This window comes from Streptomyces sp. NPDC015346, assembly GCF_043078785.1.
Classification (GTDB): domain Bacteria; phylum Actinomycetota; class Actinomycetes; order Streptomycetales; family Streptomycetaceae; genus Streptomyces.
Map to the genome: position 1 here is coordinate 235,413 of NZ_JBIBTW010000004.1, position 22,232 is coordinate 257,644.

Here is a 22,232-nt window from a genome sequence, read left to right on the forward strand (position 1 = left end):
CGGAAGAGTGAACCTTCACACCCTTCACGCAGCGGGGCTCCCTCGCTCCTCAGGTCTGCTTCGAGGCGAGTTCCACGAGCGTGATGTCGGAGGGCGCGCCGACCCGGACCGGGGGTCCCCAGGCGCCCGCGCCCCGGGAGACGTAGAGCTGGGTGTCGCCGTAGCGCTCCAGGCCCGCGACGGTCGGGTTGGCCAGCTCGGCGAGGTAGTTGCCGGGCCAGAGCTGGCCGCCGTGGGTGTGGCCGGAGAGCTGGAGGTCGACGCCGTGGCGGACGGCGTCGTGGACGACGACCGGCTGGTGCGCGAGCAGGACGGTGGCCTTGGCGCGGTCGCGGTCGCCGAGCGCCCGGGCGAAGTCGGGGCCCTGGCCCTCTCTCTCGCCGGCGATGTCGTCGACTCCGGCGAGGTCGAACCCGGCGCCGATCTCGACGCGTTCGTTGCGCAGCGGGCGCAGGCCGAGCTCGCGGACGTGGTCGACCCAGGCGTCGGCACCGGAGAAGTACTCGTGGTTGCCGGTCACGAAGAAGGAGCCGTGGCGGGCGCGGAGCCGGGCGAGCGGCTCGGCGGCGGTCCCGAGGTTCTCGACGGTGCCGTCGACGAGGTCGCCGACGACGGCGATCAGGTCGGGCTGGGTGGCGTTGATGGCGTCGACGATGCGCTGGGTGTGGGCGCGGCCGAGGACGGGCCCGAGATGGATGTCGGACACGACGGCGATCCGGTAGCCGTGGGCGGCGCGGGGCACCTTGGCGAGCGGCACGGTGACCCGCTTGACGCGCGGCCCGCGCAGCACGCCGTACGTCCCGTAGCCGACCGTCCCGACGGCGGCGGCCGCCGCGGCCCCACCGACGACCCGCGAGACGAACAACCGCCGCGAGAGGGCAGAGGCCCCGGCGGTCCCGGCGTCCATACGGGCGTCCACGTCCGCGTGGGTGCCGGTGCCCGTGCGGGCGTCCGTGCCGGGCTCCACGTCCGCGTGGGTGCCGGTGCCCGTGCGGGCGTCCGTGCCGGCCTCCGCGCCCGTGTGGGTGCCGCCGGCGGCCGTGCGGGCGGTGTCGCCCTCCCCGCCGGCGGTCGCGAGACCCGCGTCGCTGCCGGTGGCCGTCAGGCCCGCGGTGGCCCCTGCGGTCGCGAGGCCGGTGTCGGTCCCGGTTTGCGGGCCGCTTGGAGTGGGCTCGGTCAGCGTGTCGCCGTGCGGCGGGACGCTGTCGGCTCCGGCGACCGCCGTACGCCCCGCCGGGGCGGTGCCTGCGGCCACGGCCGCGTCCAGCCCCGCAGGCGCGGGCGGCAGGCCGTCCAGGGCCGGAGGTACGGACACAGGGGCGCCGCCCCCGGGGGTCGCGGCCGGGCCGGGGTTCGCCGGCCGGCGTTCCAGCCACCGGCGCAGCAGGGGGCGGACCGCCTCGCCGACGGCCAGGGCGAGCGTCACGTACAGCAGCAGTGCCAGCCAGAGATAGCCGGGCCAGGCCACGGTCTGCTGGAGCCAGAACGGGGCGCCCGCGCGGGAGGAGACCAGGGCGGCGAACGACAGCAGCGGCAGCGCGAACGCCGCCACCGTGCCCACGCGGCGCGCCGCGCTCCCCCGCGCCGTCACATCGCGCACCAGGCGTCGCCACACGTACCAGTGGACCCCGCCCAGCAGGGCGAGGACCACGATGAGCCCCAGCAGGAAGACGAGCACGAGCCCCAACCCCTATCCGCGATCGCGATCGCGTCTCGATGCGCGTACGCCACGCAACCCGATCACACCGATCACCGTCCCCAGGACAAAGGACGTGATGGCGAGCAGCAGATGAACCCAGAAGTAGGCCGTCGGGTCGCCCGCGTCGTCGAAGGCGAGACCGCTCGCGTCGTTCCAGAGGTTCTTGACGAAGGTGATCCAGATGAACCAGCTCCACACCCCGAAGGCGAGCAGGAACCAGGAGACGGGCCGGCTGAGCTTCATGTCCCCAGTATCCTCGCCCGGCCCACAGGCCCCGCGTCCGGGTGGACGGCCGCCCGGGAACCGCCTGGCGGGGTTCGGTTCGCTGAGCCGTACCTGTACGTTCTCGACCGTGCCTGCTTCGAACAAGACCGCTTGGGCGGTCACCGCCGCCGCGCTTCTCCCCCTCCTCGCCGCCTCACCGGCGGCCCACGCGGACAGCAAGGAGGACAAACAGCCCAAGCCTCCCGCCGTCATGTCCACCGTCGGAGGCGCGCTGCTCGGCCGGCCGGGCACCCAGGTCCAGCTCGGCCCCGGCGCGCCCGTGCTGCCCAAGGAGCTGTCCGCCCGGTCCTGGATCGTCGCGGACGCGGAGAGCGGCGCCGTGCTCGCCGCGCACAACTCCCACTGGCGCCTGGCCCCGGCCTCCACGCTCAAGATGCTCTTCGCGGACACGCTCCTGCCGAAGTTCCCGAGGACGGCGCTCCACACCGTCGCCCCCACGGACCTGGCGGGTATCGGCTCGGGCTCCAGCCTCGTCGGGATCAAGGAGAAGCAGACCTACAGCGTCCACGACCTCTGGCTGGGCGTCTTCCTTCGCTCGGGCAACGACGCCGTGCGTGTCCTGTCCGCGATGAACAACGGCATTCCGCAGACCGTGCGGGACATGAACGAGCGCGCCGCCGAGCTGCAGGCGCTCGACACCCACGTGGTCTCGCCGGACGGCTACGACGCCCCGGGCCAGGTCTCCTCCGCATACGACCTGACCCTGATCGCCCGCAGCGGTATGCAGAACGCGGACTTCCGGGAGTACAGCGCCACGGCCCGCGCGACGTTCCCCGGCGAGCTGAAGCCCGGCAAGAAGCGCGAGACCTTCGAGATCCAGAACACCAACCGGCTGCTGACCGGCGGGTTCGGCATCGCGCCGTACCAGGGGATCGCGGGCGTCAAGAACGGCAGCACCACCCACGCGGGCTCCACGTTCACCGGCGTCGCGGAGCGCAACGGCAAAGTGCTTCTCGTGACGGTGATGAACCCGTCCTCCAAGGAGCAGCACGCGGTCTACAAGGAGACTGCCCGGCTCCTCGACTGGGGCTTCGCCGCGGCCGGCAAGGTGAAGCCGGTCGGCGAACTGGTCCCGCCGAAGTCCGCCCGTACGAAGCCGGGAACCGAGAGCAGCACGGTACCCACGCCCCGCATGGACGCGCCCGGCACGGTGCTCGAAAGCGCCGTGGCCGAGAAGAAGTCCGACGGGGCGGGGATCGCCCTCGCCCTGGTCGGCGGGGTCCTGGCGCTGATCGCGGGCGGGGTCTTCCTCGTCAACCGCCGCTGGCCGCTGCCGGAGCTGGTCCGTCGTCGTCAGCGTGCGGAGGACGAGTCGGACGACTAGGTTCCTTGGACCCGGTGGCGGTCCAGGCCGCGCAGTAGAGCAGCAGCTTCGCGGTGAAATTGATCCACAGCAGCAGCGCGACCGGGACGCCGAACGCGCCGTACATCGACTTCGCCGCGACGCCGCTCATATAGCCGCCGAGGAGCAGTTTCAGCAGTTCGAAGCCGACCGCGCCGATCACCGCCGCCACCACCAGTCGACGGCGCGGCGGCTCGACGCCGGGGAGCAGCGTCAGGACGTACAGCAGGATGAGGAAGTCGGCGACGGCGGCGACGGCGACCGCCGCAATCTGCAGCAGGATGCCGCCCGCCCCGCGGTCGGAGATCCCGATCCGGTCGGCGGTCCAGCCGATGGCGGTGGAGCCGAGCCAGGAGGCGGCGAGCGAGCCGAGTCCCACACCGCCGAGCCCGAGCAGCACGATCGCGTCCTTGCCCTTGCGTACGACGGGGTTGCCCTCGTCCTCGTCGTCGATGCCCCACACCGCGCGCAGGCAGTCGCGCATCGAGCCGACCCAGCCGATGCCGGTGAGGAGCAGCAGCGCGCCGGCGACGATGCCGACGGTGCCGGCGTTGTCGACCAGCGCGTTGATGTTCAGCTGATCGGAGATCCCCGGGACCTGCTCGGCGATCCGCGCCTCGATCGTGTCGAGCTGCTCACGGCTGAGCAGCGCGGCGCCGATCGCCGCGGCGACGGTGATCAGGGGGAAGAGGGCGAGGAAGCTGAGGAAGGTGACGGCGGCGGCGAGGCGGGTCCAGTGGGCCTCGTCGAGGGTCTCGTACGAGCGCCAGGCGTGCGTGCGCATGAGCCGGGCGGCCCAGGGGCCGATGACGGGGAGCTTCGTCAGCCATTCCATGTCGTACGCCTACCCGTTGATCCACCGCTTGACCGGACGGGCTCCGTTCCCGGCCCCGGCCCCGGCCCCGGCCTCAGGAGTCTCACAGGTCCGTGACCGCCATCCCGTACATCGCCGCCCACACAAGCCCGATGACGGCGAGCGGCCGGTCGCGCAGGACGACGTCCTCGGGGGCTCCGGCCGTGCCCCGGTCCGCGAAGACGGCGTAGCGCAGCACGGCGAGGATGAAGGCGATCATGGAGAGCTGGCGCCAGGGGAGCAGAGCGCCGTGGGCGACGCCGCCGCTCTCCAGCGCCCACAGGCAGTAGCCGAGGACGGCGACACCGGCCGCCAACTGCCAGACGAAGCGCAGATATCCGGTCGTGTACTGGGTGAGCAGCGCGCGGGTCGCGCCCCGCGCGGCCTCCATCTCGACGGCTTCGGAGTACCGCTTGGCGGCGACCATGAAGAGCGCGCCGAAGCCGGTGGTGATGAGGAACCAGCGGGAGAGCGGGATGGCGAGCGCGACACCGCCGATCATCGCCCGCATCAGGAAGCCGGTGGTGACGACGGCGAGGTCGACGACGAGGACGTGCTTGAGCCGGACGCAGTACGCGAACTGCATGGCGAGGTACGCGATGAGGAGCGCGGCCGTCATGGGGTTGCAGAGCACCGCGCTCGCGGCGGCGGCCCCGAGAGCGAGGAGGGTTCCGGTGGCGTAGGCGAGGGGTACGGGGACGAGCCCGGCGGCCACGGGGCGGTGGCGTTTGACGGGGTGGGCGCGGTCGGCGGCGGCGTCGCGGGCGTCGTTGACGAGGTAGACGGCGGCGGCGGCCGCCGTGAACAGGGCGAAGACCAGGGCGAGTCGGGCCGCCGTGTGCCAGGAGAGGAGCTGGCCGGCGGCGGCGGGCGCGGCGACGACGAGGACGTTCTTGACCCACTGCCGGGGGCGCGCGGTCCGCAGCAGCCCGAGCGGCACGGCGAAGGCCCGTCGTACGGGGGCCGGTTCCGGCCCCCGTACGACGACGGGCGAGTCGAGCACGGCGGCCGCCCCCGTGGCGCGCTCGGTCATGAGGCCCGCCGTCGCTCGCCGCCCACCCCGTGATGCGCCGCCCCGTCGTGTGCCACCCCGTGACGTGGTGCCGCCCCGTCATGTGTCACCCGGCCATGTGCCGCACCGCCGTGTGTCGCACCGCCATGTGTCGCACCCCCAGGTGCCGTGCGCAGCCAGCGGCGGCCGATGCCCGCCGTCAGCGCGCCGAGGAGGGCGCCGGCGGCCACGTCCGTCGGGTAGTGGACGCCGACCACCAGGCGGGAGGCGCACATCGCGGCGGCCAGCGGGGTGGCGAGGCGGCGGCCCGCCGGATGCAGGGCGCCGAAGGCGACGGCCGCCGCCGCGGCGGAGGTCGCGTGGGAGCTGGGGAAGGAGTGCCGGCCCGCCGTGCGGACCAGGGGTTCGTACTCCGCCACCCCGGGCCGCGCCCTGCGCACCACCCGCTTGACGCCCATGCTCGCCAGATGCGCCCCGGCGATCAGGGCCGTACCGCGCAGCCAGCCGGTCCGGCGGCGCCGGTCCACCGCCGCGCCCGTGAGCCCGGCGGCGAGCCAGAGCGCGCCGTGTTCCCCGCCGTAGGAGAGCGCGCGGGCCGCCGTCGCCACCGGCGCCCGCCGTCCGCAGCCGCGCAGGACGGCCAGGAGCCTCCGCTCGGCACCGGCCCAGTCCGCGTATCGCATCGGCTCCGCCTCCCCGGTTCTCGGTCAACCAGGGGCGACTCTGGCCCGGCGGGCCGTCGACCGCACGGCAATCTTTCCTGACACTCCTTTAATCACCCATTCGGCGAACCGAACGGCAAACCGCACATAAGTGACAGGCAGGGCGATACGGTCGCCTCCATGGCTGCCGAGACCACCACCGACACCGAGGCCCTGGACACGTCCGAACCCCTCACCGGCTGGGGCCGCACCGCGCCCACCCTCGCACGCGTGCTCCGCCCCCGTACCTACGAGGAGGCGTCCGAAGCCGTCCGCGCCTGCGGCGCCCGCGGTTCCATCGCCCGCGGCCTCGGCCGCGCCTACGGCGACGCCGCGCAGAACGCCGGCGGCTCCGTCCTCGACATGACCGGCCTCGACCGCGTCCGTACCATCGACGCCACCACCGGCGTCGTCGTCTGCGACGCCGGGGTGAGCCTGCACCGGCTGATGGAGGTGCTGCTGCCGCTCGGCTGGTTCGTCCCCGTCTCCCCCGGCACCCGGTACGTCACCGTCGGCGGCGCGATCGGCGCCGACATCCACGGCAAGAACCACCACGTCTCCGGCTCCTTCACCCGGCACGTGACCTCCCTCGAACTCCTCACCGCCGACGGGGAGATCCGTACGGTCGTCCCCGGGAGCGACCTCTTCGACGCCACCGCGGGCGGCATGGGTCTCACCGGCGTGATCCTCTCCGCCACCCTCCGGCTCCTGCCCGTCGAGACCTCCCTGATGACCGTCGACACCGAGCGCGCCACCGACCTCGACGACCTGATGGCCCGGCTCACCGCCGGCGACCACCGCTACCGCTACTCCGTCGCCTGGATCGACCTGCTCGCCCGCGGCGCCGCCACCGGCCGCTCGGTCCTCACCCGCGGCGACCACGCCCCGTACGACGCACTCCCCCGCCGCGCCCGCCGCGCACCGCTCGCCTTCCGCCCCGGCAGGCTGCCCGCGGCCCCCGCGCTCGTCCCGGAGGGGCTGCTCGGCCGCACCACCGTCGGCCTGTTCAACGACGTCTGGTACCGCAGGGCGCCGCGCCGGCGCACCGGCGAACTCCAGCGCCTGTCCGCCTTCTTCCATCCCCTCGACGGCGTGCCGCACTGGAACCGGATCTACGGCCGCGGCGGCTTCGTGCAGTACCAGTTCGTCGTCGGGTACGGCCACGAGGAGACCGTGCGCCGGATCGTGAAGCGCGTCGCGCGCCGCGGCTGCCCCTCCTTCCTCGCCGTACTGAAACGCTTCGGCGAGGGCGACCCCGGCTGGCTCTCCTTCCCCATGCCCGGCTGGACGCTCGCGCTGGACATCCCGGCCAGGCTCTCCGGGCTCGGCGCCTTCCTCGACGAGCTCGACGAGGAGGTGGTGGACGCCGGCGGCCGGGTCTACCTCGCGAAGGACTCGCGGCTGCGCCCCGACCTGCTCCACGCGATGTACCCGAGGCTCGCCGACTTCCAGGCGCTGCGCGCCGCGCTCGACCCGCGCTCCGTCTTCACCTCGGACCTCTCCCGTCGTCTCGCCCTCTGAGGAGTTTGATCGTCATGAAGGACGCCTTCGGCACCCCGCAGTCCCTGCTCCTGCTCGGCGGCACCTCCGAGATCGGTCTCGCCACCGCCCGCCGGCTGATCGCCCGCCGCACCCGTACGGTCTGGCTGGCCGGGCGTCCCTCCCCCGCCCTGACGGCCGCCGCCGACTCGCTGCGCGCGCTGGGCGCCGACGTCCGCACCGTCCCGTTCGACGCGCTCGACCCGGAATCGCACGAGGAGCGGCTGGGCAAGATCTTCACCGAGGGCGACATCGACCTCGTCCTGCTGGCCTTCGGGATCCTCGGCGACCAGGCGCGCGACGAGGCCGATCCGCTCGCCGCCGTCCGGGTCGCCCAGACCAACTACACGGGGGCCGTCTCGGCGGGCCTGGTCTGCGCGCGGGCCCTGCAGTCGCAGGGGCACGGCTCCCTGGTGGTGCTCTCCTCGGTGGCCGGCGAGCGGGCCCGGCGGGCCAATTTCATCTACGGCTCGTCCAAGGCCGGTCTCGACGCCTTCGCCCAGGGGCTCGGGGACGCGCTGTACGGCACGGGCGTGCACGTGATGGTCGTACGGCCCGGGTTCGTGCGGTCGAGGATGACGGCGGGGCTGGCGGAGGCTCCGCTGGCGACCACTCCGGAGACGGTCGCCAGGGCGATCGAGCTGGGGCTGCGGCGGCGCTCGGAGACGGTGTGGGTGCCGGGGGCGCTGCGGGTGGTGATGTCGGCGCTACGGCACGTGCCGAGGCCGGTGTTCCGCCGCCTGCCGGTGGGCTAGCCCGCCCGGGGGCGGCCGGTGGCGAGGGTCCGAGGGTCAGCCGGCCGCGCGGGTGTGGGTGCCGAGGGGGCTGCCCTGGGCGGGCACGGAGGAGGTGGAGAGGCCCCCGCCGAACTCGTACGCGTGCAGCTTGCGCCACACCCCGTCCGCGCCCTGCTCGTAGAGCCCGAAGGACGAGCAGGTCCACCCCGCCTCGAACTCGGCCAGCTCTTCGTACGCCCGGTCCATCGCCTCCTCGGAGATGCCGTGCGCCACCGTCACGTGCGGGTGGTACGGGAACTGCAGTTCGCGCACGAGCGGCCCGGAGGCGTCGCGCACCCGCTGCTGGAGCCAGGTGCAGGCGGAGACGCCCTCCGCGAGCTGGACGTAGACCACCGGCGACAGCGGCCGGAACGTCCCCGTCCCGCTGAGCCGCATCGGGAAGGGGTGGACGCCGGCCGCGACCCCGGCGAGATGCTCCTCGACCGCGGGCAGCCGGGAGTCGTCCACCTCGGTGGGCGGCAGCAGGGTGACATGCGTGGGGATGCCGTGCGCGGCGGGATCACCGAAGCCCGCGCGCCGCTTCTGGAGCAGGCTGCCGTAGGGCTCCGGGACCGCGATCGAAACGCCGAGCGTTACGGTCCCCACGTCTCTCACTCCTCATCTGATCGGTCGGTCCGCGCGTGTGGTCCGCGCGTGTGGTCCGGGTCTGTGGTCCGGGTCCGTGGTCCACGTGTGGTGGTGCAGCGCCAGTGTGCGGCCTGCACCACCTCTGTGGCCAGGGTCCTCGGACTCAGTGCTTGGCGGGCAGGAAGCCCATCCGCTCGTACGTCTTCGCCAGCGTCTCGGCGGCGACGGCGCGGGCCTTCTCCGCGCCCTTGGCCAGGATCGAGTCCAGCGTCTCGGGGTCGTCCAGGTATTCCTGCGTACGGCTCCGGAACGGCGTGACGAAGTCCACCATGACCTCCGCCAGGTCGGTCTTCAGCGCGCCGTACATCTTGCCCTCGTACTCCTGTTCCAGCGCGGCGACGGACGTGCCGGTGAGCGTGGAGAGGATCGTGAGCAGGTTCGAGACGCCGGCCTTGTTCACCGGGTCGAAGCGGATGACCGTGTCGGTGTCGGTGACCGCGCTCTTCACCTTCTTCGCCGTCGTCTTCGGGTCGTCGAGCAGGTTGATCAGACCCTTGGGCGTGGACGCCGACTTGCTCATCTTGATGGTCGGGTCCTGCAGGTCGTAGATCTTCGCCGTCTCCTTGAGGATGTACGGCGCCGGGATCGTGAAGGTGTCGCCGAAGCGGCCGTTGAACCGCTCCGCGAGGTCGCGGGTCAGCTCGATGTGCTGGCGCTGGTCCTCGCCGACGGGGACCTGGTGGGCCTGGTACAGCAGGATGTCGGCGACCTGGAGGATCGGGTACGTGAAGAGGCCGACGGTGGCCCGGTCGGCGCCCTGCTTGGCGGACTTGTCCTTGAACTGGGTCATGCGGGAGGCCTCGCCGAAGCCGGTGAGGCAGTTCATGACCCAGCCGAGCTGCGCGTGCTCGGGGACGTGACTCTGGACGAAGAGCGTGCAGCGCTCCGGGTCGAGGCCCGCGGCCAGCAGCTGGGCGGCGGCGAGCCGGGTGTTGGCACGCAGCTCCGCGGGGTCCTGCGGGACCGTGATCGCGTGCAGGTCCACCACCATGTAGAAGGCGTCGTGGGTCTCCTGCAGGGCGACCCACTGGCGGACGGCGCCGAGGTAGTTGCCGAGGTGGAACGAGCCTGCGGTGGGCTGGATTCCGGAGAGCACACGAGGACTGTCAGAGGCCATGCCCCACATTCTCTCAGGTGTGGGAACCGATCCCGGACTGCCGGTGTATCAAAGGTGTGAGGACGCGGGAGGGGGGCCTGATCGTCGATGAGGCCGCGGTGATCGCTCGGGTGCGCGCCGGGGAGGCGGAGGCGTACGCGACGCTGGTCCGCGCCCATACGGCGGTCGCGCTGCGGGCCGCGGTGGCGTGCGGGGCGGGCGCGGAGGCCGAGGACGTGGTGCAGCAGGCGTTCTTCAAGGCGTACCGCTCGCTGGGGCGGTTCAAGGAGGGAGCGTCGTTCCGGCCCTGGCTGCTGCGGATCGTGGTCAATGAGACGAGGAACACAGTGCGCTCGGTGGGGCGGCAGCGTGCCGTCGCGGGCCGGGAGGCGGACCTGCTCGGCGGCGAGCCGCGGATACCGGAGTCGGCGGACCCGGCGGTGGCGGTCGAGGAGCAGGAGCGGCGCCGGCACCTGCTCGCGGCCCTGGACGGGCTGGGCGAGGACCATCGCCAGGTGGTGATCCACCGGTATCTGCTGGAGCTGGACGAGGCGGAGACGGCCGAGGCCCTGGGCTGGCCGAGGGGGACGGTGAAGTCCCGGCTGAGCCGGGCGCTGAAGAAGCTGGAGACGATCCTTCCGGGAGGGGGTGAGGAGCATGGCTGAGGAAGGGCTGCCCGAGGAGCTGCGGGCGCTGGGGCGGGGGCTGAGGGTGCCGGACGTGGACGGCGAGTCGATGGCCGAGCGGGTGCTGGCCCAGCTGCTGGCCGAGCACGTGCCGGCGCCGGCGCCCCGGCGGCGGTTCGAGTGGCTGCGGCGGCGGTGGCGGGCCCTGCTCGCGGCCGTCTCCGGGCTTCTGGTGGTCCTGGTGCTCACACCGCCGGTGCGGGCGGCGGTCGCGGACTGGCTCGGCTTCGGCGGGGTCGAGGTGCGGTACGACCCGGGGGCGCGGCCGGCGCCGGGGGCGGCGGTTCCGGGGTGCCCTGATCCGGTGGCGCTGGGCGAGGCCGGGCGCCGGGCCGGCTTCGAGCCCCTGATACCCCGGGCGCTCGGCGCCCCGGACGCGGTGTCGGTCACGGGGTCGGCCGCGCGCGGGCGAGCGGTGATCAGCCTCTGCTGGCGGGAGGGGGAGGGGATCGTCCGGCTCGACCAGTTCCCGGCGACGCTGGACGGCGCCTTCGGCAAGCTGGTCAGGACGCAGCCGGAGTGGGTCGATCTGCCGGACGGCGCGCAGGGCTATTGGTTCGCGGCCCCGCATCTGCTCACCTTCCCGATGACGGACGCGTCCGGCTCGGTATGGACGCACGAGGTCCGCACGGCCGGCCCCACGCTCCTGTGGACGAGGAACGGGGGCGCGCTCACCCTCCGCCTGGAGGGCATACCGGACCGGGAGCGGGCCCGCCGCACGGCGGAGTCGACCGGCTGACGGTCGGCGGCGGGCGCCGGGGTGGCCGCCCCGGCCGCCGGTGGTCCGGTGGCCGGGGCGCAGGCGCCCGCGTGGGGGCGCCGGGGTGGTCAGACCGGGAGGCCGGGGGCCGGGAAGGCGGCCATCAGCTCCGCGACCTCGGCGCGGACGGCGAGGAGCGCGTCCTCGTCGCCCGTGCCCGCAGCGGCGACACCGCGATCGATCCACGCGGCGACCTGGGCCATGTGCTCCGTGCCGAGGCCCCGGGAGGTGAGGGAGGGGGTGCCGATGCGGATGCCGGAGGGGTCGAAGGGCTTCCGGGTGTCGTAGGGGACGGTGTTGTAGTTGACGACGATCCCGGCTCGGTCGAGAGCCTTCGCGGCGATCTTGCCCGGGACCTGCTTGGGGGTGAGGTCCATCAGGATCAGGTGGTTGTCGGTGCCGCCGGAGACCAGGTCGAAGCCGCGGGCGAGCAGCGCCTCGGCGAGGGCCTTGGCGTTGGCGACGACCGCGTGGGCGTAGTCACGGAAGGAGGGCTGGGCGGCCTCGTGCAGGGCGACGGCCACGGCGGCGGTGGTCTGGTTGTGCGGGCCTCCCTGGAGGCCGGGGAAGACGGCCTTGTCGAGGGCCTTGGCGTGCTCCTCGCGGGACATGAGCATGGCGCCGCGCGGGCCGCGCAGGGTCTTGTGTGTGGTGGTGGAGACGACGTCGACGTGCGGGACCGGGGAGGGGTGGGCGCCACCGGCGATCAGGCCGGCGATGTGGGCGATGTCGGCGACGAGCACGGCGCCGGCCTCGCGGGCGATCTCGCCGAAGGCGGCGAAGTCGATCGTGCGCGGCAGCGCGGTGCCGCCGCAGAAGATCACCTTCGGCCGTTCCTTGAGCGCGAGTTCGCGGACCTGGTCGAAGTCGATGAGACCGGTGTCCTGGCGTACGCCGTACTGCACGCCGTGGAACCAGGTGCCGGTGGCCGAGACGCCCCAGCCGTGGGTGAGGTGGCCGCCCATCGGCAGGGCCATGCCCATCACGGTGTCACCGGGCCGGGCGAAGGCGAGGTAGACGGCGAGGTTGGCCGGGGAGCCGGAGTAGGGCTGGACGTTGGCGTGGTCGACGCCGAAGAGCGCCTTGGCGCGTTCGACGGCGAGGGTCTCGATCCGGTCGATGTTCTGCTGGCCCTCGTAGTAGCGGCGGCCGGGGTAGCCCTCGCTGTACTTGTTCTGCAGGACGGTGCCGGACGCTTCGAGCACGGCGTGGGAGACGTAGTTCTCGCTGGGGATCAGGCGCAGGGTCTCGGCCTGCAGGCGCTCCTCGGCGGCGACGAGGGCGGCGAGTTCGGGGTCGGCGGCGGCGAGCGCGGGGTGCGGGGCGGTCATGGCGTTCCTCCGGGGCGTTCGGCTGATCCCGGTGCGCCACGGCGAGTCGACGGTCGCGGCGCCACACGGGAAAGGGTCCCGCGGCGCCCAGGCGAGCGGCGCCTCGTGTGTCTGCCGCGCACGGCTCCCCCGGGGTCGCTTCCCCGTACGCCAGTCGCCGTGCGTGTTCGCAGCCTAGCGGGCGCGTCGCCGTCGAGGTTTCCCCGTCCGGCATCCGAGCGACGATAAGAAAGGGGCCACACCCACCCCCCGGGCCGCAGGACGAACGGAGATCCCGTGTCGAGGACGCAAGACGCGATCGCTTCCGCGGAGGCGCACAGCGCACACAACTACCACCCCCTGCCCATCGTGGTCGCCTCGGCGGACGGGGCGTGGATGACCGATGTCGAGGGGCGCCGCTATCTCGACATGCTCGCCGGGTACTCGGCGCTGAACTTCGGGCACGGCAACCGTCGGCTGATCGAGGCGGCGCGGGCGCAGCTGGAGCGGGTGACGCTCACGTCGAGGGCGTTCCACCACGACCGGTTCGCGGAGTTCTGTACGCGCCTCGCGGAGTTGTGCGGCAAGGAGATGGTCCTGCCGATGAACACGGGCGCGGAGGCGGTCGAGACGGCCGTGAAGACCGCGCGGAAGTGGGGGTACGAAGTGAAGGGCGTGCCGGACGGGCACGCGAAGATCGTGGTGGCGGCGAACAACTTCCACGGCCGGACGACGACGATCGTCAGCTTCTCCACGGATCACGAGGCGCGGGACCACTACGGCCCGTACACCCCGGGCTTCGAGATCGTTCCGTACGGCGACCTGACGGCGATGGAGCGGGCGGTCACGGAGAACACGGTCGCGGTCCTTCTGGAGCCGATCCAGGGCGAGGCCGGTGTCCTGGTGCCGCCGGCCGGATATCTGCGCGGGGTGCGGGAGTTGACCCGGGCGCGGAACGTGCTGTTCATGGCGGACGAGATCCAGTCGGGCCTCGGCCGGACCGGGAAGACCTTCGCGTGCGAGCACGAGGGTGTCGTGCCGGACATGTACATCCTGGGCAAGGCGCTGGGCGGCGGTGTCGTGCCGGTCTCCGCCGTGGTGGCGGACCGGGACGTCCTCGGGGTGTTCCGGCCGGGTGAGCACGGCTCGACGTTCGGCGGCAATCCGCTGGCCTGCGCGGTGGCCCTGGAGGTCATCGCGATGCTGCGGACCGGCGAGTACCAGCAGCGGGCGACCGAGCTGGGTGAGCATCTCCACGCCGAACTGGGGCTGCTCGTGGGGGGCGGGGCGGTGGAGAAGGTCCGGGGCCGCGGGCTGTGGGCGGGTGTGGACATCGTCCCGTCCCGGGGCACGGGACGGGAGATCTCGGAGAAGCTGATGGACCGGGGGGTGCTGGTGAAGGACACCCACGGTTCGACGATCCGGATCGCTCCCCCGCTGGTGATCAGCAAGGAGGACCTGGACTGGGGCCTGGAACAGCTGCGGGCGGTGCTGTAGGGAGGCGTGAGGGCGGGGCCTCAGGGCGGGCCGTCAGGCGGGGCGTCGGGGCGGGGGCGCGGCAACTGGGGGCATTGACAGGGCAGTTGGTCTAGGCCAATGTTGCCGCCATGCCGAGACCCCGTCTGCGCCGCGCCCTGCGCGGCGCGCTCGCCGCCCTCGTCCCCCTCGCGCTGCTCGGCGCGTTCACCGGCCCCGCGAGCGCCGCCCCCCGCGCGGCCTGGGCCGAGCCCGTGCCGGTGGTCTCGCACGTCGAGACCACGGACCCGGTCGTCTTCATCACCGTCGACGACGGCTGGTACCACGACCCGGCCGCCGCCCGGATCCTCCTCGACCGCCGGGTGCCCGCCTCGCTCTTCCTGCTCCCGGGCGCCTACGCGTACGACTCCGGCTACTTCCACACCCTGCTGGACCAGGGACGCTCCCGCGTCGAGAACCACACCGTCGGCCACCCCGACCTCACCACCCTGGACGCCGACGGACAGAAGGCGGAGGTCTGCGGCGCGCGCGAGCGGCATCTCGCCCAGTTCGGCGACGGGCCGCGCCTGCTGCGCCCGCCCTACGGGGCGTACGACGCGGCCACCCGGACCACCGCCCGGGCCTGCGGGGCGAAGGCGCTCGTGACCTGGACGTACGACTTCACCACCTGGGGGCAGTGGACGCCGCCGACCCCGCGCCTCAAGGCCGGCGACATCATCCTGCTGCACTTCAACGAGACCCTGGCAGAGGATCTGAGCCGCGCTCTCGCCGCCGCCGACGCGGCCGGACTGAAGCCCGCGCCGCTGAGGGAGTACGTCAGAGAATGACGTGCGGCAGGAAGCGGGCGTACTCGTCCGTGACGAGCCCCGCCGACTCGCGGATGCCGAGCCCCGCCGCCTCGTTCTCGACGACCCACGCGCCGAGCACCACCCGGTTCCCGTCGAAGTCCGGCAGCGGGGCCAGCTCCTGGTAGCAGCAGGGCTCCTCCCGTACGACGGCCGGGCCGCCGGGCTCGTGGATCGTGACACCCACGCCCTCCCGGCCGAGGAGCGGCTTGGCGACATAGCCGCCGTGCGCGGCCAGTTCGCGCGGGCCGTCCAGATAGGCCGGGAGCAGGTTCGGGTGCCCCGGGTAGAGCTCCCACAGGACGGCCAGCAGGGCCTTGTTGGAGAGGAGCATCTTCCAGGCGGGCTCGATCCAGCAGGTCGTGCCCGTACCGCCGCCGTTGTCGAGGGTGTCCAGGACGTGCGGGCCGAAGCGGTCGGTGGTCAGCCACTCCCACGGGTAGAGCTTGAAGCAGCTGCGGATGAAGCGGAGCCGGTCGTCCACGAACCGCCCCGAGAGCCGGTCCCAGCCGATCCGTTCGACCGAGAGGGCCTCCGTGTCGAGCCCTGCCTGCTGGGCCGTCTCGCGCAGGTACGCCACGGTCATCAGGTCCTCGCCGAGCTCGTCCCCGTCGGAGTGGACGAAATGGACGGGGTTGCCGGGCGGCAGCAGCTTCGCCTGGCGCCGCCAGGCGTCGACGAGCCGCTCGTGGAGCGAGTTCCACTGGTCGGCGCCGGGGAAGCGGTCCTCCATCCAGAACCACTGCGGGCTGGCGGCCTCGACCAGGGAGGTGGGGGTGTCGGCGTTGTACTCCAGCATCTTGGCCGGGCCCGTGCCGTCGTAGCGGAGGTCGAAACGGCCGTAGAGGGAGGGGAGTTCGGCCCGGCGGCGCCAGGATTCGGCGACGAGGGAGGCGAGCCGGGGGTCGGTGAGCCCCAGATCGGCGAAACGGTCCTGCTCGACGATGTGCGCGGCCGCCGCCAGACACATGGCGTGCAGCTCCTCGACGACCTCCTCGAGCGCCTCGACCTCGGGCAGGCTGAAGGAGTAGTACGCGCTCTCGTCCCAGTACGGGCGCAGGGAGCCGTCGGGGTAGCGGGTGAGGGGGTAGACGAGACCCTGTTCCTCCACGGTCCGCTGCCAGTCGGGCCTCGGTTCGATGGTGTGCCGTCGCATGGTGGCGGGTCAGCCGCCGCCCGAGCCGGAGCAGCCGAAGCCGCCGGTGTCGACGGCGGACCTGTCGAAGCTGCCGCCGCTGACCGTGCCGTTGGTGACCCGGCCGCCGTAGTAGTACGAGCCGCGCGTGGAGCTGCCGTTGCCGCTCTCGCACTCGTAGCTCGGCAGTTTCTCGCGCGTCAGCGGGTCGACGCACCGCTTGTCGGGCTCCGACCCGCACGCGGTGATCGTCGCGGCGAGCACCCCCATACCGCCGAGCACCACGGTGCTCGACCTCAGCCTGCGCATGTCCGTCCTCCCCATCGCCTGGTCGCGACCGCACAGTTTAGGTCAGCGCCGGCGCGGGTCCGGACGGCCCGGGTGGGGCACGAGAACGGCGCCCCCGGCCGTGAAGGCCGAGGGCGCCGTGCGTCGTTCGGTGGCCGCGGCCCGGGCCTGAGGCTCAGGCCGCGGCCGGGCTCATGCTCAGATGAGGCCGAGCCCGCGGACCGCGTCGCGCTCCTCCGCCAGCTCCTGCACCGAGGCGTCGATGCGGGCGCGGGAGAAGTCGTTGATGTCCAGGCCCTGGACGATCTCGTACTTGCCGTCCTTGCAGGTGACGGGGAAGGAGGAGATCAGGCCCTCCGGGACGCCGTAGGAGCCGTCCGACGGGATGCCCATGGAGGTCCAGTCGCCCTCGGCGGTGCCGTTGACCCAGGTGTGGACGTGGTCGATGGCGGCGTTGGCGGCGGAGGCGGCCGAGGAGGCGCCACGGGCCTCGATGATCGCGGCGCCGCGCTTGGCGACGGTCGGGATGAAGGTGTCGGCCAGCCACTGCTCGTCGCCCACGACCTCGGCGGCGTTCTTGCCGGCGATCTCCGCGTGGAAGATGTCGGGGTACTGGGTGGCGGAGTGGTTGCCCCAGATGGTCAGGCGCTTGATGTCGGTGACGGGGGCGCCGGTCTTCTTCGCCAGCTGCGAGATCGCGCGGTTGTGGTCCAGGCGGGTCATCGCGGTGAAGCGCTCGGCCGGTACGTCCGGGGCCGCGGCCTGGGCGATCAGGGCGTTGGTGTTGGCCGGGTTGCCGACGACGAGGACCTTGATGTCGTCCGCGGCGTTGTCGTTGATCGCCTTGCCCTGCGGCTTGAAGATGCCGCCGTTGGCCTCCAGCAGGTCGCCGCGCTCCATGCCCTTGGTGCGCGGGCGGGCGCCCACGAGGAGGGCGACGTTGGCGCCGTCGAAGGCGACGTTCGGGTCGTCGGTGATCTCGATGCCGCGCAGCAGCGGGAAGGCGCAGTCGTCGAGCTCCATGGCGGTGCCCTCGGCGGCCTTGAGGCCCTGCGGGATCTCGAGGAGGCGCAGCTTGACCGGCACGTCCGCGCCGAGCAGGTGGCCGGAGGCGATGCGGAAGAGCAGCGCGTAGCCGATCTGGCCGGCCGCGCCGGTCACGGTGACATTCACGGGAGTGCGGGTCATGGCGATCTCCGTAAGACAGCTGGCGGTGGGGGTCCCTGCCCCTGAGGCTGGATACCCCTCTTGATCGATCGGTGTCTCGATGTGAAGAGATATCCAGCGGTCAGGCTATCCGACCCGGGCCCTGCCCAACCCCCACCCCCTTGTGGTGCGGCTCACTGCCACCCGACTGCGTGCCCGCGCGCCGAAGACGTACCGGAATGGTCACCTCCGTGCCACAGGGCGCTGACGGACCTTGAAGCACCCTTGGCGCGTACATGACCCTTGATCGCAGACGGCGCCCGTCCTCCCTCGGGGGAGAGGACGGGCGCCGTCGCGTGCCGGGCGATCAGGTGATCGTGAGGTGGAGGATGTCCTCCAGGAACGGGATCCTCAGCCAGGGGTCCGGCTGGACCATGAGCGCGAGCAGCACGATGAGCGTGCCCATCAGCCCGTACGTGACCATGTCGGTGAACCGGGACCGCACGGCGAGCATGCCGACGGACGGCAGCGCGCGGCGCAGTCCGGCGCCGGTGAGCAGGGCGATCCCGACGAGGACCGTCCCGACCCGGAACGACTGCGGGAAGAGGTCCGTCCCGACGACGAGCAGTCCGAGCGCGGCCAGGCCGAGCACGGTGAGCAGGGGCCACTGCCGCGCCGGCGCGGGCGCGTCCCCGGGGGCCGCCCGCCCACCCCCCTCGGGGCGCGCGGTGTCGGTGGTCATGGTGGGCGGCCGCCTCGACCGCCCCCCGGCCACACCCTCCTGCCGAACCGGCACGGCCCGGCCCCCGGCCCCGGCCCCGACCCCGGCCCCCGCCCCGGAAGCGGCGGACACGTCCGTACCGGCCTGGGCCTCCGGGCCGGTGTCCGCGCGGGAGCGCGGGCTGGGCCCGGTTCGGGGCGCGGCAGCGCCCCGGGACCGCTCGGGTCGCTTCGGTCGCATCGGTCGTTCGGCCGCCGAGGCGCCGCCGGCGGTACCCGCCGGCTCCGGCCGTGGGTCCTCGGCGCCCCGGGCGCCCTCGGTGGGGGAGGTCATGTCAGAGCGCCGCGGCCGCGCGCTCCGCGGCCTCCACGACGTTGACCAGGAGGAGGGCGCGGGTCATCGGGCCCACGCCGCCGGGGTTCGGCGAGATCCAGCCGGCGACCTCGGCCACCCCCGGGTGCACATCGCCGACGATCTTGCCGTCGCCGTTGCGCGAGACGCCGACGTCCAGGACGGCCGCGCCCGGCTTCACGTCCTCGGGCTTGATCAGGTGCGCCGCACCGGCGGCCGCGACGATGATGTCCGCGCGCCGCAGGTGCGACGACAGGTCACGCGTACCCGTGTGGCACTGCGTCACCGTCGCGTTCTCCGAGCGGCGGGTCAGCAGCAGCGGCATGGGGCGGCCGATGGTCACACCCCGCCCGACGACCACGACCTCCGCGCCCTTGATCTCCACGCCGTGGCGGCGCAGCAGCGTCAGGACGCCGTTCGGCGTGCAGGGCAGCGGCGCCGGCTCGTTCAGCACGAGACGGCCCAGGTTCATCGGGTGGAGGCCGTCCGCGTCCTTGGCCGGGTCCATCAGCTCCAGGATGCGGTTCTCGTCGATGCCCTTGGGAAGCGGGAGTTGCACGATGTAACCCGTGCAGGCCGGGTCCTCGTTGAGCTCGCGTACGACCGCCTCGATCTCCTCCTGGGTGGCCGTGGCGGGCAGTTCGCGCTGGATGGAGGCGATGCCGACCTGCGCGCAGTCGCGGTGCTTGCCCGCGACGTACTTCTGACTGCCCGGGTCGTCGCCGACCAGGACGGTACCGAGGCCGGGCGTGATGCCCTTCTCCTTCAGAACCGCCACACGGGCTGTCAGATCGGACTTGATCTCGGCCGCGGTGGCCTTGCCATCGAGAATCTGGGCGCTCATGGACCCATCCTCCCGGATGACCCCTCGCTAGTTCCAATTCGGCCGCACAGGGTCCGCGCAGGGTCCGTACACGGGCCCGCACCCGGGCCCGCAGATGGTCCCGCGCACGGGACGAGACCGGCACCCGCACAGATTGCACCTGCACAACTCCCGGCATTCCGACTGGACAAAAAGTCCGTGGTACGACGACGATGACGGCGCAGTGCCGCGGGCAGTGCCGGGGGGCAAACCGCTCATAAGTCGTACGAGTTCCTCCGCGCGGGCCGCGTCGTCCCCGCACGATCCCACGGAGGAAACCCGCGATGAGCTTCGGCGAACCGAACAACCCCTACGGCCAGCCGCAGGGCCAGCAGCCCGGCTACGGTCAGCCGCAGGGCCAGCAGCCCGGTTACGGCTACCCGCAGCAGGCTCCGCAGGGCGTCCCCTCGCAGTACGGCTACCCCCAGGCTCCCCCGGTCCAGCAGCCGTACGGCGGCGGCTACCCGGGCGCCGCCATGGAGATGCCGGGCGGCGTGAAGGCGGCCCGCGTGATGCTGTGGATCCTCGGCGTCCTGCAGGTGCTCGGCGCGATCTTCATGGTCGCGGCCGGCGGCTGGATCGCCGACCAGATGGCCGACTCGGGTGAGCTGGGCAGCGACGGCGACAACGCCGCCGCCGCCTTCACCGGCATCATGGTCGTCTTCGGCATCGTCTCGCTCGCCTTCGGCGTGTGGGCGATTGTGATGGCGGCCAAGACCCGCTCCGGCGGCAACGGCATCCGTATCTCCGGCATCGTCTACGGCTCCCTGGTGACGCTGGGCAGCCTCGTCAACCTGGTCGGCGCCAACGTCTTCGCCCTGATCAGCCTTGTCATGGGCATCCTGATCATCGTCTTCTTCGCGAAGGCGGACGGCGCGGCCTGGTTCAAGCGCCACCAGCAGCAGTACTGATCCAGTACTGATCCGCACACGCGAAGGGGCCCGGTTCTCGGAGAACCGGGCCCCTTCGGCGTCCGTGGTCAGCTCCGCTTGAGCACCACGAACTGTCCCGCCTGGAACGACACCTCGTACTTCGCCTCCGGGTGCAGCTGCGCCGCCAGCCCCACCGGGTCCGTCACCGGCTGGGACCAGCCCGAGTTCAGGTCGAGCGCGAGGTAGTCGGGGCTGACGCCCTTCGCCCCGCCCACCCAGTAGACCGTGTGGTCCGCGGTGAGATGGGCCATGAGCGTCACGTTGGTCTCCACGCTCGTCCCGTCCGGCACCGCCTCGACCGCCCGCCGCGCCTCCAGCGTCCGGGCGTCCGTACGGTACGTCTCCGAGCGCAGCAGATCTCGCAGCGGCAGCTCCAGGGCGAGCACGATCGCGACCGCCGTCACGACGGGGACGACGACCTTCCCGTACGACACGAGCAGGGCGCGCGGAGAGGTGCGGACCGTGCGGACGGCGTCGACCAGGGCGAGGAAGACGATCGGCATCAGGATGGCGTTGTAGTGCCAGATCATCCCCCAGTGGTTGGGGTCCTGGGAGAGGAAGCGCCAGCCGAGCGTCGGCAGCACGAGCAGCATCAGCGGGGAGCGCAGGGCGAGGAAGCCGGTGATGCCGACGAGGAAGAAGAGCATCTCCCACTTCACGTCGGAGCCGAGCGAGGTGACCAGCGCCTGCGCGAAGGAGACGTCCGCGCCCTCGCTCGACTTCTCGATCTTGGCCCAGTAGTCGTACTGGCCGACCCGGCTCGCGGCCGGGATGAGGACCAGGACCGTCAGGGCGAAGAAGGCCACGCCGAAGGCCGCGAGGGCCACGCCCAGGCGGCGGGCGCCGCGCAGGAAGAGCACCGCGCCGACCATGGCGACGGTGAGCCCCATGTCCTCCTTGACCAGGACGAGGGGCGCGGACCAGGCGACGGCGGCGGTCCAGCGGCCCAGGAGCAGGGCGCGGCAGGTGAGGGCGAGCAGCGGGACGGCGAAGGCGATCTCGTGGAAGTCGGACTTGACCGCTTCCTGAAGGCCCCAGGACAGGCCGTAGGCGATCGTGAGGCCGAGGCCGGCGGCCCGGCTGCCGAGCACCTGCTGGGCGGTGCGGCCGACGACGACGGCGGAGGCGGCGAAGAGCGCGGCCTGGGCGAAGAGGAGGGCGAGCGGGGAGGACCAGATCCAGTACAGGGGCGCGAGGAGGGCGGTGACCGGACTGAAGTGGTCCCCGAGTATGAGGAACCCGGGGCCCTTGATGTCGACGATCGGGGCGCGGAACTCGGCGTAGGCCCTGACGGACTGGTTGAAGATCCCGAGGTCCCAGGAGGGCGTACGGAACTGCTCGTACTGCACCCAGGAGTAGAGGAAGTAGAGGCCGCAGAGCACGGTCGCCACCAGGACGTACGGGCGCAGCGGCACCTTCGCGGGGGCGGCCTCGGGCGGCCCGGTGCCGCTGCCGGTAGGGCTGGTGGTGCCGGTGGTGCCGGTCTTCGGGGCGGAGGTCTCCGCCACAGCCCCGTTCTGCACATCGAACACCGCGCCCCCACTTACCAGCCGCCGACAAAAGAGCAACCCATTAGACCAGAGAGGACCCGAGCGGCGGAATCGCCGGTCGAACCCGCACGGAAGGAGTGGCCTGGAAAGAAGATCAAGAGAGTGTGACGCGCATCACATTGACCGGAGTTGGAATTCACCACTCCACTCCCACCCGTAACCCGCCCGTCCGCGATTCCCACTGGCTGCACGGGGAGCGGATGCGCTCGCTCACGGATT

21 protein-coding genes, 1 pseudogene and 1 riboswitch are annotated in these 22,232 nt (G+C 72.6%); of the genes and pseudogenes, 8 read left to right on the top strand and 14 right to left on the bottom strand.

The genetic code is table 11. The annotated features are described in order from the left end of the window. Nucleotides 1-49: 49 nt before the first annotated feature. Both ACF06X_RS16155 and ACF06X_RS16160 read right to left on the bottom strand, forming a co-directional pair. Nucleotides 50-1,678 (bottom strand): metallophosphoesterase, encoded by a 1,629-nt coding sequence (locus ACF06X_RS16155; protein ID WP_392288424.1) that lies wholly within the window; start codon nt 1,676-1,678, stop codon nt 50-52. 12 nt (nt 1,679-1,690) lie between these two features. Further along, a complete protein-coding gene (locus ACF06X_RS16160; RefSeq protein ID WP_392287918.1) occupies nt 1,691-1,942 on the bottom strand; it encodes an SCO4848 family membrane protein in 252 nt (83 codons plus the stop codon). On the opposite strand from ACF06X_RS16160, the gene ACF06X_RS16165 reads away from it, so the two are divergent. Next, complete coding sequence (locus tag ACF06X_RS16165) at nt 1,881-3,308, top strand: D-alanyl-D-alanine carboxypeptidase (protein WP_392287919.1); 1,428 nt, start codon at nt 1,881-1,883, stop codon at nt 3,306-3,308. The genes ACF06X_RS16160 and ACF06X_RS16165 overlap by 62 nt on opposite strands. Here the strand turns inward: ACF06X_RS16165 and ACF06X_RS16170 are convergent. The 3 genes and pseudogenes from ACF06X_RS16170 to ACF06X_RS16180 all read right to left on the bottom strand — a co-directional run. Then, the gene (locus ACF06X_RS16170) at nt 3,238-4,161 is read right to left on the bottom strand and encodes a YihY/virulence factor BrkB family protein (RefSeq protein WP_392287920.1); all 924 of its coding nucleotides are present in this window, start codon (nt 4,159-4,161) and stop codon (nt 3,238-3,240) included. The genes ACF06X_RS16165 and ACF06X_RS16170 overlap by 71 nt on opposite strands. Nucleotides 4,162-4,243: 82 nt before the next feature. Continuing rightward, nucleotides 4,244-5,212, bottom strand: coding sequence for a decaprenyl-phosphate phosphoribosyltransferase (locus ACF06X_RS16175; protein ID WP_392287921.1), 969 nt, complete (start codon nt 5,210-5,212; stop codon nt 4,244-4,246). Nucleotides 5,213-5,352: 140 nt separating this feature from the next. Beyond that, nucleotides 5,353-5,874: pseudogene (locus tag ACF06X_RS16180) on the bottom strand (phosphatase PAP2 family protein); the annotation flags it as partial. Nucleotides 5,875-6,033: 159 nt separating this feature from the next. Here ACF06X_RS16180 and ACF06X_RS16185 point away from each other — a divergent pair. Continuing rightward, nucleotides 6,034-7,413 (top strand): FAD-binding protein, encoded by a 1,380-nt coding sequence (locus ACF06X_RS16185; RefSeq protein ID WP_392287922.1) that lies wholly within the window; start codon nt 6,034-6,036, stop codon nt 7,411-7,413. A gap of 14 nt (nt 7,414-7,427) precedes the next feature. After that, nucleotides 7,428-8,186: a decaprenylphospho-beta-D-erythro-pentofuranosid-2-ulose 2-reductase gene (locus ACF06X_RS16190; protein WP_392287923.1), complete on the top strand. Its 759-nt coding sequence runs from the start codon at nt 7,428-7,430 to the stop codon at nt 8,184-8,186. A gap of 36 nt (nt 8,187-8,222) precedes the next feature. On the opposite strand, the gene ACF06X_RS16195 is transcribed toward ACF06X_RS16190, so the two are convergent. Continuing rightward, nucleotides 8,223-8,813 carry a 2'-5' RNA ligase family protein gene (locus ACF06X_RS16195; protein WP_392287924.1) on the bottom strand — a complete coding sequence of 197 codons (591 nt, stop codon included), beginning with the start codon at nt 8,811-8,813 and terminating at the stop codon, nt 8,223-8,225. Nucleotides 8,814-8,958: 145 nt separating this feature from the next. Beyond that, on the bottom strand, nt 8,959-9,972 hold the full coding sequence (gene trpS, locus ACF06X_RS16200; protein ID WP_392287925.1) for a tryptophan--tRNA ligase: 1,014 nt from the start codon (nt 9,970-9,972) through the stop codon (nt 8,959-8,961). 56 nt (nt 9,973-10,028) lie between these two features. On the opposite strand from trpS, the gene ACF06X_RS16205 reads away from it, so the two are divergent. Both ACF06X_RS16205 and ACF06X_RS16210 read left to right on the top strand, forming a co-directional pair. Beyond that, nucleotides 10,029-10,616 (top strand): RNA polymerase sigma factor, encoded by a 588-nt coding sequence (locus tag ACF06X_RS16205; RefSeq protein ID WP_392287926.1) that lies wholly within the window; start codon nt 10,029-10,031, stop codon nt 10,614-10,616. Then, on the top strand, nt 10,609-11,376 hold the full coding sequence (locus ACF06X_RS16210) for a hypothetical protein (RefSeq protein ID WP_392287927.1): 768 nt from the start codon (nt 10,609-10,611) through the stop codon (nt 11,374-11,376). Before ACF06X_RS16205 ends, ACF06X_RS16210 begins: the two co-directional genes overlap by 8 nt. A gap of 89 nt (nt 11,377-11,465) precedes the next feature. Here ACF06X_RS16210 and glyA read toward each other — a convergent pair whose 3' ends face one another. After that, a complete protein-coding gene (glyA, locus tag ACF06X_RS16215; protein ID WP_392287928.1) occupies nt 11,466-12,728 on the bottom strand; it encodes a serine hydroxymethyltransferase in 1,263 nt (420 codons plus the stop codon). A gap of 78 nt (nt 12,729-12,806) precedes the next feature. Continuing rightward, nucleotides 12,807-12,896, bottom strand: a riboswitch (ZMP/ZTP riboswitch). A gap of 108 nt (nt 12,897-13,004) precedes the next feature. Here glyA and rocD point away from each other — a divergent pair. Together rocD and ACF06X_RS16225 are read left to right on the top strand one after the other, a co-directional pair. After that, nucleotides 13,005-14,204: an ornithine--oxo-acid transaminase gene (rocD, locus tag ACF06X_RS16220; protein ID WP_392287929.1), complete on the top strand. Its 1,200-nt coding sequence runs from the start codon at nt 13,005-13,007 to the stop codon at nt 14,202-14,204. A 110-nt stretch (nt 14,205-14,314) separates the two neighbouring features. Then, the gene (locus tag ACF06X_RS16225; RefSeq protein WP_392287930.1) at nt 14,315-15,010 is read left to right on the top strand and encodes a polysaccharide deacetylase family protein; all 696 of its coding nucleotides are present in this window, start codon (nt 14,315-14,317) and stop codon (nt 15,008-15,010) included. On the opposite strand, the gene ACF06X_RS16230 is transcribed toward ACF06X_RS16225, so the two are convergent. From ACF06X_RS16230 to ACF06X_RS16250, 5 genes are all read right to left on the bottom strand, one after another. Continuing rightward, a complete protein-coding gene (locus ACF06X_RS16230) occupies nt 15,000-16,184 on the bottom strand; it encodes a glutathionylspermidine synthase family protein (RefSeq protein ID WP_392287931.1) in 1,185 nt (394 codons plus the stop codon). The genes ACF06X_RS16225 and ACF06X_RS16230 overlap by 11 nt on opposite strands. 9 nt (nt 16,185-16,193) lie before the next feature. Continuing rightward, nucleotides 16,194-16,472: a hypothetical protein gene (locus ACF06X_RS16235; protein WP_392287932.1), complete on the bottom strand. Its 279-nt coding sequence runs from the start codon at nt 16,470-16,472 to the stop codon at nt 16,194-16,196. A 177-nt stretch (nt 16,473-16,649) separates the two neighbouring features. After that, nucleotides 16,650-17,639 carry a malate dehydrogenase gene (locus tag ACF06X_RS16240; RefSeq protein WP_392287933.1) on the bottom strand — a complete coding sequence of 330 codons (990 nt, stop codon included), beginning with the start codon at nt 17,637-17,639 and terminating at the stop codon, nt 16,650-16,652. Between the two features lie 325 nt (nt 17,640-17,964). Further along, entirely contained in the window at nt 17,965-18,339 is a 375-nt protein-coding gene (locus tag ACF06X_RS16245; protein WP_392287934.1) for a DUF3017 domain-containing protein, read from the bottom strand. A 313-nt stretch (nt 18,340-18,652) separates the two neighbouring features. Then, the gene (locus ACF06X_RS16250) at nt 18,653-19,513 is read right to left on the bottom strand and encodes a bifunctional methylenetetrahydrofolate dehydrogenase/methenyltetrahydrofolate cyclohydrolase (protein ID WP_392287935.1); all 861 of its coding nucleotides are present in this window, start codon (nt 19,511-19,513) and stop codon (nt 18,653-18,655) included. A 302-nt stretch (nt 19,514-19,815) separates the two neighbouring features. On the opposite strand from ACF06X_RS16250, the gene ACF06X_RS16255 reads away from it, so the two are divergent. Beyond that, complete coding sequence (locus ACF06X_RS16255; protein ID WP_392287936.1) at nt 19,816-20,442, top strand: hypothetical protein; 627 nt, start codon at nt 19,816-19,818, stop codon at nt 20,440-20,442. 68 nt (nt 20,443-20,510) lie between these two features. Here ACF06X_RS16255 and ACF06X_RS16260 read toward each other — a convergent pair whose 3' ends face one another. Continuing rightward, a complete protein-coding gene (locus ACF06X_RS16260; protein WP_392287937.1) occupies nt 20,511-21,971 on the bottom strand; it encodes a DUF2079 domain-containing protein in 1,461 nt (486 codons plus the stop codon). Between the last annotated feature and the right edge of the window lie 261 nt (nt 21,972-22,232).